This window comes from Mesorhizobium sp. YR577 (assembly GCF_900116595.1).
Taxonomy (GTDB): domain Bacteria; phylum Pseudomonadota; class Alphaproteobacteria; order Rhizobiales; family Rhizobiaceae; genus Mesorhizobium_M.
The window spans coordinates 272232-286592 of the sequence record NZ_FPBI01000008.1 but is presented as its reverse complement, the minus strand read 5'-3'; the positions used below and the strand labels follow the sequence as shown (position 1 = coordinate 286592).

The 14361-nt window shown below is 63.3% G+C and carries 12 protein-coding genes and 1 pseudogene; 3 read left to right on the top strand and 10 right to left on the bottom strand.

Features of this window, described 5'->3' with window-relative positions; all coding sequences use genetic code 11:
• The first annotated feature begins 459 nt into the window (after positions 1–459).
• A complete protein-coding gene (locus BM413_RS14230; RefSeq protein WP_091914046.1) occupies positions 460–2679 on the top strand; it encodes an AMP-binding protein in 2220 nt (739 codons plus the stop codon).
• A gap of 4 nt (positions 2680–2683) precedes the next feature.
• Here BM413_RS14230 and BM413_RS14225 read toward each other — a convergent pair whose 3' ends face one another.
• The 5 genes and pseudogenes from BM413_RS14225 to BM413_RS14205 all read right to left on the bottom strand — a co-directional run bounded on the left by BM413_RS14225 (position 2684) and on the right by BM413_RS14205 (position 8083).
• Positions 2684–3517: a CDP-alcohol phosphatidyltransferase family protein gene (locus BM413_RS14225; RefSeq protein WP_091914044.1), complete on the bottom strand. Its 834-nt coding sequence runs from the start codon at positions 3515–3517 to the stop codon at positions 2684–2686.
• 2 nt (positions 3518–3519) lie between these two features.
• Positions 3520–4221, bottom strand: a pseudogene (locus BM413_RS14220) (phosphatidylserine decarboxylase); the annotation flags it as partial.
• Between the two features lie 90 nt (positions 4222–4311).
• Complete coding sequence (locus BM413_RS14215; RefSeq protein ID WP_091914040.1) at positions 4312–6195, bottom strand: ABCB family ABC transporter ATP-binding protein/permease; 1884 nt, start codon at positions 6193–6195, stop codon at positions 4312–4314.
• A 5-nt stretch (positions 6196–6200) separates the two neighbouring features.
• On the bottom strand, positions 6201–6554 hold the full coding sequence (locus BM413_RS14210) for an ArsR/SmtB family transcription factor (RefSeq protein ID WP_091914038.1): 354 nt from the start codon (positions 6552–6554) through the stop codon (positions 6201–6203).
• 62 nt (positions 6555–6616) lie between these two features.
• Entirely contained in the window at positions 6617–8083 is a 1467-nt protein-coding gene (locus BM413_RS14205; protein ID WP_091914036.1) for a LysM peptidoglycan-binding domain-containing protein, read from the bottom strand.
• Positions 8084–8198: 115 nt separating this feature from the next.
• Here BM413_RS14205 and BM413_RS14200 point away from each other — a divergent pair, with 115 nt between their 5' ends.
• Together BM413_RS14200 and BM413_RS14195 are read left to right on the top strand one after the other, a co-directional pair.
• A complete protein-coding gene (locus BM413_RS14200; RefSeq protein ID WP_091914034.1) occupies positions 8199–8810 on the top strand; it encodes an LOG family protein in 612 nt (203 codons plus the stop codon).
• Positions 8811–8825: 15 nt separating this feature from the next.
• Positions 8826–9824: a CorA family divalent cation transporter gene (locus BM413_RS14195; RefSeq protein WP_091914033.1), complete on the top strand. Its 999-nt coding sequence runs from the start codon at positions 8826–8828 to the stop codon at positions 9822–9824.
• Here BM413_RS14195 and rarD read toward each other — a convergent pair.
• The 5 genes from rarD to BM413_RS14170 all read right to left on the bottom strand — a co-directional run bounded on the left by rarD (position 9821) and on the right by BM413_RS14170 (position 14358).
• Positions 9821–10738, bottom strand: coding sequence for an EamA family transporter RarD (gene rarD / locus BM413_RS14190; protein WP_091914031.1), 918 nt, complete (start codon positions 10736–10738; stop codon positions 9821–9823). The two genes, BM413_RS14195 and rarD, sit on opposite strands and share 4 nt — an antisense overlap.
• 83 nt (positions 10739–10821) lie before the next feature.
• Positions 10822–12444: a citramalate synthase gene (gene cimA, locus BM413_RS14185; RefSeq protein ID WP_175544321.1), complete on the bottom strand. Its 1623-nt coding sequence runs from the start codon at positions 12442–12444 to the stop codon at positions 10822–10824.
• Positions 12441–13397, bottom strand: a complete 957-nt coding sequence (gene pip / locus BM413_RS14180; RefSeq protein WP_091914026.1) for a prolyl aminopeptidase — start codon at positions 13395–13397, stop codon at positions 12441–12443. The genes cimA and pip overlap by 4 nt, the downstream gene beginning before the upstream one ends.
• Positions 13394–13870: a GFA family protein gene (locus BM413_RS14175; protein ID WP_091914025.1), complete on the bottom strand. Its 477-nt coding sequence runs from the start codon at positions 13868–13870 to the stop codon at positions 13394–13396. The genes pip and BM413_RS14175 overlap by 4 nt, the downstream gene beginning before the upstream one ends.
• Positions 13867–14358 (bottom strand): GFA family protein, encoded by a 492-nt coding sequence (locus BM413_RS14170; RefSeq protein ID WP_091914024.1) that lies wholly within the window; start codon positions 14356–14358, stop codon positions 13867–13869. The genes BM413_RS14175 and BM413_RS14170 overlap by 4 nt, the downstream gene beginning before the upstream one ends.
• Positions 14359–14361 lie beyond the last annotated feature (3 nt).

Here is a 14361-nt window from a genome sequence, read left to right as displayed (position 1 = left end):
ACCGGCCGACTTCGGGACAGACACCGAGACGGGCGGTCGAAAGATCGCAGAAAAATACAAAAGATGAGCGAGATTTCGGCCGCCCGTCTTTCCCGATCTTTGACAATGGCCAGACGGTGAAAACCGGGCGTGGCGATGAACAGGTGCGTCCTTCGAGGCTCGCTTCGCTCGCACCTCAGGATGAGGGAGGATGGCGATGAAGTGCCCCGACTTATTCTCCCCCCTTGAGGGGGAGATGGCGCGCAGCGCCAGAGGGGGTCGTTCATGCCGAACTCAACGCAAAACGAACGTCGAGCACTGCCGCAACGACCCCACCCGGCCCTACGGGCCACCCTCCCCTCAAGGGGGAGGGAGACGCTGAGCCTCGAAGGACGCATTGACCTTCCCGCAGCATCGTCTAGTTTCCTGATCGAAACGGTCGGAAAGAGCCGTCCAAAAAACATGCGTTGGGAGTGAGGCATGATCCTGACCGCAAAGATCGCCCTTTGCCTGCTTGTGGCCTATCTGGCGGCAGCACTTTGGCAGAAGGTGCGCCTGGGGATGACGTTTCATCAGGCGCTGCTCTACCTGCCGCTCAAGCTCGTCTATCGCATACGCGACGGCAAGATGCGGGCGGCGCGAGATGCGGCAGCGCCCGTCGTCTACGTCGTCACCCACCAGTCGCGGCTCGATCCCGCGCTCATGCTGGCGCTGCTGCCGGAAAACACGCTGCACATCCTCGACGAGCGGTCGGCCAGGTCGCACTGGCTCGAACCGTGGCGGGAACTGGGCCGCACCATCGCCTTCAACGCCGAGCATGTCTTCGTCAGCCGCCGGCTGGTGCGGGTTTTGAAGGGCAAGGGCCGGCTTGCCGTCTACATCCCCGCCGATGTCGAGCCGGACGTGAAATCCTTCCGGCTTTACCGTGCCGTGGCGCGCATCGCGCTGCAGGCCGATGCCAAGATCATCCCGGTATTTGTCGACGGTGCGCGGCACCTGCCCTTTTCGCTGACGCCGCGTGAAAAGGCGCCGCGAAGCTGGTTTCCGAGGCTCACCGTCAGCACGCTGGAGCCGATGACGATCCAGCAGATGATCGGCGATTCGGACATGCGTCCTTCCGATGCGCTGTTCGACCGCGTCGCCGAGGCGCGTCTTGCCGCCAGTGACCCGAAACGCAGCCTGTTTCAGGCCATTCGCCACGCAGCCTTCCGCTATGGCGCTGGCCACCCGATCGTCGAGGACGTGGTCAGCGGCGCGCTGAGCTACCAGCGGCTGCTTATCGGCGCGCGGGTGCTCGGCCAGCGCTTTGCCCGTCTCAGCGCCCCCGGAGAGGCCGTGGGCGTGCTTTTGCCCAACACCAACGGCATGGTGCTTTCGCTGCTCGGGCTCGTTTCGGCAAGCCGCGTTGCGGCGATGCTCAACTACACCGCCGGCCCCGCCAGCGTCACCGCCGCCGTGCGCACCGCCGTCATCCGCACCATCGTCTCCTCGCGTGCCTTCATCGACAAGGCCGGGCTGGCCGACATCGTCGAAGCGGCGGAAAAGGGCGGCGCGAAATTCGTCTGGATCGAGGAACTGCGCGACAGCACCAGCCTGTTCGACAAGATCGCCGCCAGTTGCCTGTATTGGTGGCCGGTTCACAGCCAGGACGCAGACAAACCGGCCGTCATCCTGTTCACCTCCGGTTCGGAGGGCACCCCGAAAGCAGTGGTGCTTTCCAGCCGCAACCTCGTCGCCAACGCCATGCAGGCCGAGGCCCGCATCAATATCGGCCCGGACGACAAGCTGCTCAACGTTCTGCCGGCCTTCCATTCCTTCGGGCTGACCGGCGGCACCATCCTGCCTCTGGTGTCGGGGGTAAGACTGTTCCTCTATCCCTCGCCGCTGCACTACAAGATCATTCCCGACATCGCCGCCAAGGTGCGGCCGACCATCATGTTCGGCACCGATACCTTCCTCGCCGGCTATGCGCGCAATGCCGACGGCGACGAGTTTTCGAGCCTGCGCTTTGCGGTGGCCGGGGCCGAGCCGGTGAAGGCCGACACGCGGCGCATCTGGCGCGAGCGCTTCAACGCCGAGATCATCGAGGGTTTCGGTCTGACCGAGGCAGCACCGGTCGTCTCGGTCAACACGGCCACGCATAATCGCGACGGCACGGTCGGGCGGCTGCTGCCGGGCATGCGGATGCGGCTGGAGCCGGTCGAGGGCATCCCGGAGGGCGGCAGGCTCTGGCTTCAGGGACCGAATGTCATGCTCGGCTACATGACCGCCGACCAGCCCGGGGTGCTCCAACCGTTGGGCAGCGGCTGGCATGATACCGGCGACATCGTTTCGGTCGACCGCGAAGGCTTTTTGACCATTCGCGGCCGCGCCAAGCGCTTTGCCAAGATCGCCGGCGAGATGGTATCGCTGGGTGCCGTGGAGATGCTGGTGCAGTCGCTGTGGCCGGAAGAGCATCACGCCGCCGTCGCCGTGCCCGACAAGCGCCGCGGCGAGCGCATCGTGCTCATCACCACCGCAGGCGATGCCGAACCCTCACTGCTGCGGCAGTTCGGCAAATTGTCCGGGGCTGCCGAACTGATGCTGCCGCAGGACATCGTCAAGGTCGGCGAAATCCCGGTGCTCGGTTCCGGCAAGACCGACTACGTCTCGGCCCGCAAGCTAGCGATCGAGCGGCTCGGACTGGAGGCAGCGGCCTGAGGCTTTATTCCGCCTTGGGTGTGGTTGCTGCTGCGGCAGCTTCCTTGGCCTTGGCTTCCTCAAGCCTCGAACGGCGCGAATAGGCGCTGGCGCTGAGCGGCAGGAAGCAGAGATAGGCGATCACCGAAACAGACAGCGTCTGCCATGGGAACGTCACCAGAAGCAGCACATAGAGCACGACGCCGAGGATCAGCGGCAGCACCTTGTCGCCCGGCACCCGCCATTTCTTGCCCGAATAGACCGGCCAGCGGCTGACCAGCAGGAAGGCGATCAGCACCGTATAGGCCGAGCAGATGAAGCCGAAGGTGCGGTCCGGGGCAATCGCCCCGATGAACACCAGATAGATCGGCAGCATGACGATCGCCGCTCCCGCCGGTGCGGGCACGCCGACGAAATACTCGGCCTGCCAGGCGGGCCGGTCCTGATCCTCGTCGAGCACATTGAACCGCGCCAGCCGCAAGCCGCAGGCGATCGCAAACAGAAGGGCTGCGATCCAGCCGAACGATCCGGCACGGTCGAGCAGATAGGCGTAGAGCACCAAGGCCGGCGCCACGCCGAAATTGACGATGTCGGCCAGCGAATCCATCTGCGCGCCGAACTTGGAAGTCGCCTTCAGCGCCCTTGCGATGCGGCCGTCGATGCCGTCGAGGAAGGCTGCGATCAGCACCATGACGACCGCCGTCTCGAAACGCGCTTCGAACGCAAGGCGGATGCCGGACAGGCCGGCGCAGATCGCCAGAACCGTGATCAGGTTCGGCAGAACCATGCGCAGCGGAATCTCCCGGATGCGCGGTCCGCCCCGGCCGTGTGGCTCGAAATGCTGGAAGGGTGCGGGCACCGTTACGCGACCCGCACGAGCGGGGTTGCGGCCCCGCCGCCGAATTCAGCCAGGATGGTTTCGCCGGCAACCGAGGTCTGGCCGACCGAAACGCGCGGCGTGGCATCGAGCGGCAGGAACACATCGACGCGCGAGCCGAAGCGGATCAGCCCGAAACGCTCGCCGACGGCGATGTTGCTGTCGGTGTCGGCCCAGCAGACGATGCGACGCGCCACCAGCCCTGCGATCTGCACGGCGGCAACCGTGCCGTGGGGGCTTTCGATGACGAGGCCGTTGCGCTCGTTCTCGCTGCTGGCCTTGTCGAGCTCGGCATTGAGGAACTTGCCCGGGCGATGCTCGATGCGGGTGATGCGCCCGCGCACCGGCGAACGGTTCACATGGCAGGAAAAGACGTTCATGAACACCGAGATGCGGGTCATTTCGGCGGTACCGAGGCCGAGTTCACGCGGCGGAACTGCGGGTCCGACAGCCGAGACCACGCCGTCGGCGGGGCTCACGACCAGCTTGTCGTCCACCGGCGTCACGCGCACGGGATCACGGAAGAAATAGGCGCACCAGGCCGTCAGGATCAGCCCGATCCAGAACAGGTTGAGCGAAAAATAGCCGAGAATCAGGGTGGCGGCAGCAAATGCGCCAATGAAGGGATAGCCCTCGCGATGAATGGGCACGAACGCGTTCTTGACGGTGTCGACGAGGCTCATCGGGCGGGGGCGGCTCCAATTGGATTGCCGGCCTGCTTACCGGAAACGGCAGCCCGCCGCAACGCAACATTGCAGTGATGCGATTGCGCGCGGTCAGACTTCGGCAGTTCTGCGGCGCACGACGACGCCGAGTTCGTCGGTTTCGCGGGCAATGCGCAGCCGCTCCTCGGCTTCGGTCGCCTCGCGCTGGCGCGCCCACATCGAAGCGTAGAGCCCGTCCTTGCGCAGCAGCGACAGATGCGTTCCGCGCTCGGCGATCTGGCCGCCCTTGAGCACGATAATCTCGTCGGCGGTGATAACAGTCGAAAGCCGGTGGGCGATCACGATGGTGGTGCGGCCACGGCTGACGAGATCGAGTGCTGCCTGGATTTCCTGCTCGGTGTGCGTGTCGAGCGCGGATGTCGCCTCGTCCAGCATCAGGATCGGCGGCGCCTTGAGGATGGTGCGGGCAATTGCCACGCGCTGCTTTTCGCCGCCGGAAAGTTTTAGCCCGCGCTCGCCGACCATGGCTTTGTAGCCGTCCGGCAGATGCTCGATGAAAGGTCCGATCTGCGCCAGTTCGGCAGCCTTGAAGACCTCCTCGTCGCTGGCGTCGGTGCGGCCATAGCGGATGTTGTAGGCGATGGTGTCGTTGAACAGCACCGTGTCCTGCGGCACCATGCCGATGGCCGCACGCAGGCTCTCCTGCGTCACGTCGCGGATATCCTGCCCGTCGATCAGGATCGCGCCTTGCTGAATGTCGTAGAAGCGGAACAGAAGCCGCGAAATCGTCGACTTGCCAGCGCCCGATGGCCCGACGATGGCGACCGTCTTGCCGGCCGGTACGTCGAAGCTGACGCCCTTGAGGATCGGGCGGGCGGGATCGTAGGCGAAATGCACATCACGGAACTCGACCTTGCCCGCCCCGACAGCCAGCGGCTTCGCATCGGGCCGGTCGAGCACTTCCTGCTTGACGTCGAGAAGGTCGAACATCTGCTCGATATCGGTCAGGCCCTGACGGATTTCGCGATAGATGAAGCCGATGAAGTTCAGCGGCACCGAAAGCTGCATCAGCATGGCGTTGATGAAGACGAAATCGCCGATCGTCTGCGTGCCGGCCATCACCTCGCGCGCCGACATCCACATCGCAACCGCCATGCCGACACCGAAGATGGCGCCCTGCCCGAAGTTCAGCCAGCCAAGCGAGGTCCAGGTTTTTGTCGCAGCGCTCTCGTAGCGCGCCATCGAACGGTCGAAGCGCTCAGCCTCCATGCGTTCATTGTTGAAATATTTGACCGTTTCGAAATTGAGCAGGGAGTCGATCGCCTTGGTATTGGCGTCGGTGTCGGAATCGTTCATCTCCCGGCGGATCGAAATGCGCCAGTCGCTCGCCCACACCGTGAACCAAGTGTAGAGCACGACGGTGACGGCGACGACCAACACATACAGCCAGCCATAGGCGACGGCGAAAATCACCGCCGTCAGCGCGAATTCGAGAATGGTCGGCAGCGTGTTGAGGATGGTGAAGCGGACGATCGTCTCGATGCCCTTGGTGCCGCGCTCGATGATGCGCGACAGGCCGCCGGTGCGCCGCTCCAGATGGAAGCGCAGCGACAGATTGTGCATATGCACGAAGGTGCGGAAGGCAAGCTGGCGCACCGCGTGCTGGCCGACCTGGGCAAACAGCGCGTCGCGCAGCTGGTTGAAGCCGAGCTGCACAAGTTTCACCACGTTGTAGGCAATGACCAGCATGACCGGCGCCAGCAGGAAATCCGGCAGCGGCGGTGCCGGCGCATGGTCGCCGGCGAGCGCGTTCGTGGCCCATTTGAAGAAATAAGGCACCGCGATCAGCACGAACTTGGCGACGAACAGATAGAACGTCGCCCATACCACCCGCGCCTTGAGATCGGCGCGATCGGCGGGCCACATATAGGGCCACAGATTGAGCAATGTTTTGAACGTTGTGCCGGAATCGGCGGAGACAGTCTTATCGGCCAAGAGTTTTACGCCTTTGAATTTCGGTCGTCGCGACTGGCGCAGCAATCTTCAACCAGAGCAGTCACAAGCCCGGAAAATCCGGCCAGTGCCTGCCGGTCGATCTCATAGCGCGACCGCTGCTTTTCGGGGGAAAACCGCACCAGCCCCGCATCGACCAGTATTTTCAGATGCTGCGACACCGTCGACTGCGCCAGATCGAGCTGTCCCACGACATCCTTGCAGCAGCATGCCTCGCTGCCCGAGAGGTAGCGCAGGATTTCTATGCGCGTCGGATGTGACAGCGCCGCGAACCGCAACGCCACGGCTTTCGTGGCGGCGGAACTGCAGGTCTGGAAATCGGGAGTAAGAGGAGCATTCATCGTTCATCGTCGATAGACGATGAACATGGTCCTCGCAAGGCTTTTCCCAGAGAAGGCGGTTTTTACTGCGTGGTGGTCGTTGCCTGGTCGCCGATGGTCTTCATGTCGGCGGCTTCGCCCTTGTCGGTCTTTTCGGGCACCTTGAAGACCTGACCCGGCCAGATGCGATTGGGGTCGCGGATCTGTTCCTGGTTGGCGAGATAGATCGTCGAATAGCGCACGCCGAGGCCATAAACGCGGCGTGAGATACGCCAGAGCGAATCGCCGCGACGGATGATGACCGCGCCGTCGACGCTCTGGAGCTTGGGCGACAGCGCCTCCGGTGCGGCGGCGGCGATCTCGCCGGAGCCGGCAGGCGGCGTGACTTGTGCCTCGGCCGTAGCGACGGGCGCAGTGCCCTGCGCAGGTGCTGCGGCCCCCGTTTCGGGCTGTGCGGGTTTCGGCTGTTCGGCGGAATCGGCAGGTGCTACTGCCGCCACCGCCTCGCCGGGCTCACGCGTAAACGGCACGGCCGCACGCGCCGCGACCTTGACGCCATCCGGCTCAAGCCCGTCGACACGGACGATATAATCGCCGACCGGCAGATCGCGCTCGGTTTCGATCAGGAAGCGTCCGCCGGGAGACGTGATGACTTCGCCCAGCAGAATATCGTTGGCATAGGCGCGCACCTTGCGTCCGGGATCGGCGGCACCGGCGATGAACACCTTGCGGCCCTCGATCTCCACGGCTTCCACCTTCACCGTCGGCCCGCTTGCCGGTGCGGCAGCGGCGGCCGGCTTTTCCGGCTGAGGTGTTGCGGCCGCCTGCTGGCTTGCAGGCTGTTGCGTGGCCGGCGCGGCGGCGGCTTCCCCTGCTGGCGCGGTGGCAGGCGGCGTCGTTTCCGTGGCGCCGGCTTCTGCGGGTTTCGCTGCGGGTTCAGGTTCTGGAATCGAGATCAGCTTGCTCGCAGCGCCCGGCTGCTCGACAAGGGCCAGAACCTGGCCGCTCTTATTCTCGGGGATGGAGACTACCGCGGTTTCAGGCGACGTCGCCACGACATTGTCGGGCGTTGTCGAGCGAAGGACGATCTGATGATCACCGGGCTTCAAAGGCTCTTCGACCACGACGGCGAAATCGCCTTCCGGCCCGGCGATACCGTTTCCGATGATCTTGGAACCGATGACGATTTCCACTTTCGAATTGGGCGCAGCCTTGCCGGCAATCACAACCGAGCCATCCGGCTCAGCGCGAACAACGTCGAAGGACGGCACGCTAATTCCGGGGGCAACCACGGCACCTGCGCCTGCGGCGGGCGCTTCGGCAGCGGGCTGTTCCGCCTTGGGAGCCGTTGTCTCGGGTGCTGCCGGCTGAGACGGCAATCTTGCCACCTTGGTATCAGCCTCGGGCGCTTTAGTGTCGGTCAGTGAGGCAGCCATCGGCGGCGTCTTGCCCAGATAGGGATCCAGCGCTCCGGACACATAGGCCGTTCCGACCGCAGCGGCCGTGCCGCCGGCCAAAAACAATAACGCCCTGATCGCTGTAACTGCCATGTTTCCCTACCCTTTAGCCACCTAAGGCGGGTCTACTCTGTTTTCACGAAGCCGACAAGAAAAAGCCCTAAGAAGGTCTTGACCTAAGTTACGCAGGCAATCACCAATCAGTTGCATGAACCCGATTCGATCCATTTGCGTTTATTGCGGCTCATCACCGGGCCGCAGCGACGTTTACCTCAAGGCCGGTCACACGCTTGGACGCTCGATTGCTGAAGCGGGCCTGCGCCTCGTTTATGGCGGCGGCACCAAGGGCATCATGGGAGCTGTGGCCGATGGCGCTATCCGGGCCGGCGGCAAGGTCACCGGCATCATTCCGCGCTTTCTCATCAACAAGGAAGCGACGGAAAACGCTCTGGGCCGTCTCGATGAACTGCTCATCACCGAGAACATGCATGAGCGAAAGCACATCATGTTCGAAAAATCGGACGCATTTGTGGCGCTGCCCGGCGGCATCGGAACCGTGGAAGAGATCGTCGAGATCATGACCTGGGCGCAGCTCGGCCATCATCGCAAGCCGATCGTCTTCGGCAATATCGAGGGTTTCTGGAACCCGATGCTGGCGCTGATCGAGCATATGAAGGCCGAGGGCTTCGTCCACACCACGCATCTGGTCAATCCGCTGGTCGTCGACCGTGTAGAAGCGATCGTCGCCGCGATCCTCGCCGAGGGCTCCGTAGTCGATGCGCCGACGACCGGCCTGCAATCGGTCATCGACAAGCTCTGACCCCGAACAAAACCCATGGCGGATCGCGCGCAATCGTCCGAAACCGCCAAGACGCCGGAGCTTGACGACGAAGGGCTCGTGCTCGCCTTCGACTTTGCGGCTGATGGCTATCAAACCGAGGATGCCGGCGCTGCAGGCTGGAACTGGAAGAACTATTCGCTGACCGACGCGCGCGGCAGGCGCAAGATCGAGGCGTTGGAGAATCTGCCGGCAATCGTGCGCGCCACGCTGCTTGCCGGCGACGACACGCTCCATATCGACTATGATGAAGGCTGGCTGCACGGCGCCATCACCGACACGCGCCACAAGCACTACACCGACGCCCGCGAAATCGGGCAGTTGCGCTTCGCCTTCAACGAAACCCTGCTCGTCAGCGCCCGCCGGCACCCGTTGCAGTCCGTCGATGATGTTCGCCGCGTCGTTGAGCAACGCAAGAAGCCGTTCCGCTCGCCGAGCGAGCTTATGGAAGCGATCATCGTCAACAGCGTGAACAGGCTTTCGGGCGAACTGATCAAGATCGCGGACGAGCTTGATTCGATCGAGGACAGCATCGTCGGCGATGCCTGGCATGGCGAGCGCGAGCGCCTGACGGCGGTCAGGCGGCAACTCGTCTTCATCCACCGCCACGTCGCAACCGTTTCGGGTCTGCTCCGGCACGTCGAGCACATGCATGACGACGAATTGCCGCCTGCCCTATCCAACACCGTCTCAAGGCTTGCGCAGCGCTCGATAGCACTGCTGCACGACAGTGAGCAGGTGCAATCCCGCGCCCGGCTGCTGCAGGACGAGTTGATCGCCAAGCTCGGTGCGGAATCGAACCGGCTTCTCTACGTGCTTTCGGTGATGACGGCTGTTCTGCTGCCGATGACGATCATCTCCGGCCTGTTTGGCATGAATGTCGGCGGGCTGCCCTTCATGGAAAATCCCGAAGGTTTCTGGCTGGTGGCCATCGGCTCGGGCCTGATAGCGGCAATCGTCTATTTCGCGGTCAGGCGGATCGGCGGAAGAAATTAAACCGGCTCGGTCACCGGTTCGGCGCGCCGGAAGAACATCGACCAGGTGTAGATCGCCAGCGCCAACCAGATAAGCAGGAAGGCAACGACGCGGACGCCGCTGAACGGCTCACCGAAAAGAAACACCGCGATCAGGAACACGATGGTCGGCGCGATGTATTGCATCAGACCGATCGTGGAGAGCCGGAGCAGCTTGGCCCCGAACGCATAGAGCAGCAACGGCACGGCGGTGACCGGGCCACAGCCGAGCAGCAGTGCGATATCGTGAGGGCTGGAAGCCAGGAAATGCCCCTCGCCTCGCGACTGCAACCAGACGATATAGGCAAGTGCCGGTACGAACAGGATCAGGATCTCGAGGAAAAAGCCCTGGCTCGGGCCGATCGGCAGCGTCTTGCGCAGATAGCCGTAGAGCGCGAAGGTGATTGCGAGCGCGAGCGAAACCCATGGTACCCCGCCGGCATCCAGCGCGAGGATGGCCACAGCCAAAACCGCCAGGCAGACGGCCGCGATCTGGAAGCGGTTGAGCTTTTCGCCCAGCAGCACCGCGCCCATGACAACGCTGACCAGCGGGTTGATGTAGTAGCCTAGCGCCGTTTCCACCGCCCTGTCCGAGGCGATCGCCCAGACATAGATGCCCCAGTTGCAGGTGATGATCGTCGCCGTCAGCGCCGCCATCATGATGGTGCGGGGCGAGCGAAGTGCTGCCTTCACATCCGCCGTACGGCCAAGCAGCAGCAGAACGACGCCGGCAATCGGCAGCGACCAGACGATGCGGTGTGCGACCACCTCCACCGCTGGAATGTAAGCAACCGCTTTCATATAGAGCGGCAGCAGGCCCCACAGCAGATAGGCCGAGAGCGCGAAGCCAAAGCCGCGCGTGGCCGCGTTTTCCGAATCCGAAGTCTGAGTCGTCATGCGGCCTCTATGCGCCCCCGAAACGCCCGGCACCATCGTAAACTTATGATGATCGCTTCAGTTTCGCTTATGCCAGGCAGCAGTTATTCCGCCGCCACCAGCCCGGCCATCTCGCGGTTCTTCATCAGCTTATAGACGATGGAATCCATCAGCGCCTGGAACGAGGCGTCTATGATGTTGTCGGAAACGCCCACCGTCCACCAGCGCGCGCCGGTGGCATCATGCGATTCGATCAGCACCCGGGTGACGGCTTCCGAACCGCCATTGAGGATACGCACCTTGAAATCGGCAAGCTCGAGGTCGCCGATCTCGTGCTGGAATTTGCCGAGATCCTTGCGCAGCGCAATGTCGAGTGCGTTGACCGGGCCGTGGCCTTCGGCCACAGACATCTTCTCCTCGCCGTCGACCAGCACCTTCACGATCGCCTCGGAAACAGTCTTCAACTGGCCGTTGACGTCGAAGCGGCGCTCGATCATGCAGCGGAAGGAGGTGACACGGAAGAATTCCGGCACGGTATGCAGCATCTCGCGCGCCAGAAGCTCGAAGCTGGCGTCGGCGCCCTCATAGGCATACCCCTCCGCCTCACGCTCCTTGACCACGGCAATCAGCGCATCGAGGCGATTGTCGTCCCGCGGCACGTCGATGCCGCGCCGCTTGAGCTCGGCGACGAAATTGGCCTTGCCGCCCTGATCCGACACCATGACCTTGCGCCGATTGCCGACGGCTTCCGGCGGGATATGCTCGTAGGTAGCCGGGTCTTTCGCCAGCGCGGAGGCATGAATGCCGGCCTTGGTGGCGAAAGCCGATGCGCCGACATAGGGCGCCTGCGCTTCCGGCGCGCGGTTCAGCAGTTCGTCGAAATTGCGCGACAGGCGGGAAATGCCGGACAGCGCTTCCGCCGAGATGCCGGTTTCGATGCGATCGGCAAAGGCCGACTTCAGCATCAGCGTCGGGATCAGCGTGATCAGGTTGGCGTTGCCGCAGCGCTCGCCGATGCCGTTCAGCGTGCCCTGAATCTGGCGCACGCCGGCATCGACTGCGGCAAGCGAATTTGCGACCGCCTGGCCCGTGTCGTCATGGGCATGAATGCCGAGATTGGCACCCGGAATGCCGGACGCGATGACCTTCTCGACGATGGCGCGCACTTCCGAGGGTTGCGTGCCGCCATTGGTGTCGCACAGCACCACCCAGCGCGCGCCGGCATCGAATGCCGTTCTGGCGCAGGCCAGCGCGTAGCCGGGATTAGCTTTGAACCCGTCGAAGAAGTGCTCGCAATCGACCAGCGCTTCCTTGCCGGCAGCGCGTGCCGCCTCGACGGATGCGGCGATGGCGGCGAGGTTTTCCTCATTGGTGCAGCCGAGTGCGACGCGGACATGATAGTCCCAGCTCTTGGCAACGAAACACACCGCATCCGACTTCGACTGCACCAGCGCGGCAAGCCCCGGATCGTTGGAAGCGGAAACGCCGACGCGCTTGGTCATGCCGAAGGCGACGAACTTTGCGCGCGCCGTTCGCTTCTGGCTGAAAAACGCGGTGTCGGTCGGGTTCGCGCCGGGATAGCCGCCCTCGACATAATCAATGCCGAATTCGTCCAGCATCTTCGCGATCGCAATCTTGTCCTCGACCGAAAAGTCGATGCCCGGCGTCTGCTGGCCGTCGCGCAAGGTCGTGTCGAAGAGATAGATGCGTTCGCGTGCCATCGTCATTTTCCCGCGAAATGGTCGGTCGCCCGGATCAACCGGTCGAGAATGCCCGGTTCGGAGAAGGCATGCCCTGCCCCCTCGACCAGATGAAATTCAGACTGCGGCCAGGCCTTGTGCAGTTGCCAAGCAGTCGCCGCAGGGCAGGCCATGTCGTAGCGGCCCTGCACGATGACGCCGGGAATATCGCCGAGCTTGCCGGCGTCGCGGATGAGCTGCCCATCCTCGACCCAGCCGCCATGGACGAAATAGTGGTTCTCGATGCGCGCGAAGGCCAACGCGTAGTCGTCGCCCCCACGCTGCGCGTTTACCGACGTGTCGGGCAGCAGCGTTATCGTCTGGCCTTCCCAGATGCTCCACGCCTTGGCCGCCTCGATCTTGATGGCATAGTCATCGCCGGTGAGACGCTTGCGGTAGGCAGCCATCATGTCGCCGCGCTCGGCCTCCGGGATCGGCTTCAGGAAGCGTTCCCACTTGTCGGGGAAGAATTGCGAAGCGCCATGCTGATAGTACCATTCGAGTTCGGCGCGGCGCAGCGTGAAGATGCCGCGCAACACCAGCTCGCTGACACGTTCCGGATGCGTCTCGGCATAGGCCAGCGCCAGCGTCGAGCCCCATGAACCGCCAAAAACCAGCCATTTGTCGAAGCCGGCCATTTCGCGCAGGCGCTCCATGTCGGCCACGAGATCCCAGGTGGTATTGTTGTCGAGACTGGCGTGCGGGGTGGATTTTCCACAGCCGCGCTGGTCGAACAGGATGACGTCGTAAAGCTTCGGGTCGAACAGCCGCCGATGTTTCGCCGAAATCGTTCCACCCGGCCCGCCATGCAGGAACACTGCAGGCTTCGCACCGCGCGTGCCGGAACGCTCCCAGTAGATCCGGTGGCCGTCACCGACGTCGAGCATGCCGCTATCGAACGGTTCGATCTCGGGATAGAGCGTGCGCAGTTCATGCATCATAGTTTCAAACCCTGTGTTGGCCAGGCGGGTGTTTCGTGATCGGGATGCTGGAAGGAAATGATGTTCTCCTGATGCATCGCGTCATCGTTGTCGGTGCGTTTCGGCTGATCGAAGATCGTCTCGACCCATGGCAGGCGCGAGCCGAAATTGACCTGGATTTTCGGATCGAGATCGGAACGGTCGTCGAAGGCGCCGATGGCAATCTCCAGCCCGTCCGGGTGGCGATAGGTCAGCGGCGTTCCGCAACGCGCGCAGAAACCGCGGTCGATATTGACCGAGGACTGGAAGTAGCTCGGCTCCTCGCGGGTCCACTCGACGCCATCCTTCGGAGCGCCGACCAGCGGACCGAAAAACCCGCCGAATGCCTTCTGGCACATGCGGCAATGGCAGATCGAGGCGCGCCCAAGCGCACCATGAATGCGAAAACGCACGGCGCCACACTGGCAGCCGCCGGTTCTAACAGATTCAGTCATGATTGTTTCTCCGGCGGCCAGGTTTCGGTGTCATGATCGGGATGCTGATAGGAAACGAGATCGGCAAGGAACGGTGCCGATTCCATGTCGGCCATCGTGTCCTCGCCCGGCAATTGCGGAATGGCGTCGACATAAGGCAGCTTCGCCTCCGTGCCCCACTGGATGGTCGGCGGGATGCTCGCCGGATCGTCGAAGGCAGCGATCGCCAGAGCGACGCCGTCGGGTGCCTCATATGTCAACGGCGTGCCGCAATCGCCGCAAAAGCCGCGATGGGCGAAGTTGGACGACTTGAACCGCTTCGGCTCGCCGCGCGTCCAGGTAAGCTTTGCCTGACGCACCGAGACCAGCGGCAGATAAAAATTGCCGCTCGCCTTCTGGCACATGCGGCAATGGCAGATCGAGGCATCGCCGAGTGTGCCTTCAACATGGAAACGCACCGCGCCGCACTGGCATCCACCGCTATAGACCGGCCTGTTGTCGAGGCTCATGCT

Coding starts and splice junctions, on each gene's coding strand:
- BM413_RS14230 (WP_091914046.1), top strand. CDS start 460: ATGATCCTGACCGCAAAGATCGCCCTTTGCCTGCTTGTGGCCTATCTG.
- BM413_RS14210 (WP_091914038.1), bottom strand. CDS start 6,554: ATGAATGCTCCTCTTACTCCCGATTTCCAGACCTGCAGTTCCGCCGCC.
- BM413_RS14205 (WP_091914036.1), bottom strand. CDS start 8,083: ATGGCAGTTACAGCGATCAGGGCGTTATTGTTTTTGGCCGGCGGCACG.
- BM413_RS14200 (WP_091914034.1), top strand. CDS start 8,199: ATGAACCCGATTCGATCCATTTGCGTTTATTGCGGCTCATCACCGGGC.
- BM413_RS14195 (WP_091914033.1), top strand. CDS start 8,826: ATGGCGGATCGCGCGCAATCGTCCGAAACCGCCAAGACGCCGGAGCTT.
- rarD (WP_091914031.1), bottom strand. CDS start 10,738: ATGACGACTCAGACTTCGGATTCGGAAAACGCGGCCACGCGCGGCTTT.
- cimA (WP_175544321.1), bottom strand. CDS start 12,444: ATGACGATGGCACGCGAACGCATCTATCTCTTCGACACGACCTTGCGC.
- pip (WP_091914026.1), bottom strand. CDS start 13,397: ATGATGCATGAACTGCGCACGCTCTATCCCGAGATCGAACCGTTCGAT.
- BM413_RS14175 (WP_091914025.1), bottom strand. CDS start 13,870: ATGACTGAATCTGTTAGAACCGGCGGCTGCCAGTGTGGCGCCGTGCGT.
- BM413_RS14170 (WP_091914024.1), bottom strand. CDS start 14,358: ATGAGCCTCGACAACAGGCCGGTCTATAGCGGTGGATGCCAGTGCGGC.